The sequence below is a fragment of the Streptomyces boncukensis genome, assembly GCF_011045075.1.
Classification (GTDB): Bacteria; Actinomycetota; Actinomycetes; order Streptomycetales; family Streptomycetaceae; genus Streptomyces; species Streptomyces boncukensis.
This window is the reverse complement of sequence record NZ_JAAKZZ010001004.1, coordinates 1-1,129: the sequence shown is the minus strand read 5'-3', so window position 1 is coordinate 1,129 and position 1,129 is coordinate 1. Positions and strand designations below refer to the sequence as shown.

1 protein-coding gene is annotated in these 1,129 nt (G+C 64.2%); it reads right to left on the bottom strand.

Annotated elements, in window-relative coordinates:
• On the bottom strand, nt 1-1,035 hold the full coding sequence (locus tag G5C65_RS37590; RefSeq protein WP_165303529.1) for an IS630 family transposase: 1,035 nt from the start codon (nt 1,033-1,035) through the stop codon (nt 1-3).
• Between the last annotated feature and the right edge of the window lie 94 nt (nt 1,036-1,129).

Genomic DNA, 1,129 nt, shown 5'->3' with positions numbered 1-1,129 from the left:
CTAGTGTCCTGAGTCGGAGATTCGTCGGCAGTAGGTTGCGACCTTTTCGAGGATCTCGTCGGCGGTCTTTGTCCAGATGAAGGGCCGGGGGTTGGTGTTCCAGTCGGCGAGCCAGGTGCGGATGTCGTGTTCGAGTGCCTGGACGGAGCGGTGGACGCCGCGCCGGATCTTCTTGGTGGTGAGTTCGGCGAACCACCGCTCTACAAGGTTCAGCCAGGATGCCCCTGTCGGTGTGAAGTGCAGGTGGAACCGCGGATGGGCGGCCAGCCACTTCTTGATGACCGGCACCTTGTGCGTGACGTAGTTGTCCAGGATCAGATGGACGTCGAGCTCACGAGGCACCTCACGGTCGAGCTTGATCAGGAACTTCTTGAACTCCGTGGCACGGTGCCGACGGTGCAGTGAGCCGATCACCTTGCCGGTTGCCGTGTCCAGGGCGGCGAAGAGGGTGGTGGTGCCCGCACGCACGTAGTCGTGACTGCGGCGTTCGGCCGCCCCAGGCATCATCGGCAGCACCGGCTGGGACCGGTCCAGGGCCTGGATCTGCGACTTCTCATCCACACACAACACCAGCGCACGCTCCGGCGGATCGAGATACAGGCCGACCACGTCGCGGACCTTGTCCACGAACAACGGGTCCTTGGACAGTTTGAAGGTCTCGGCCCGGTGCGGCTGCAGGCCGAAGGCCCGCCAGATCCGGGAGATCGCCGACTGCGACATACCCGTCGCCGCTGCCATCGACCTCGTCGACCAGTGGGTGGCGTTCTTTGGTGTCTCTTCGAGTGTCTTAACGATCACCCGCTCCACGTCCGCGTCGGTGATCTTCCGTGGGACACCCGGCCGCGGCTCGTCGCACAGACCGTCCAGCCGGCGCTCAAGGAAGCGTCGACGCCAGGTACGGACCGTGTCCGTCGTGACCCGCAGCCGCCGGGCGACCTCCGCGGTCGCATGACCCTCTGCGCACTCCAGCACGATCCGCGACCGCAACGCCAACGACTGGGCACTCGAACGACGACGCACCCATGATTGCAACATCTCCCGCTCAGCATCAGTCAGCACAACAGGCGGGATCTTCGGTCCAGGACGACTCACACCAGACCAACGACGAATCTCCGACTCAGGACACTAG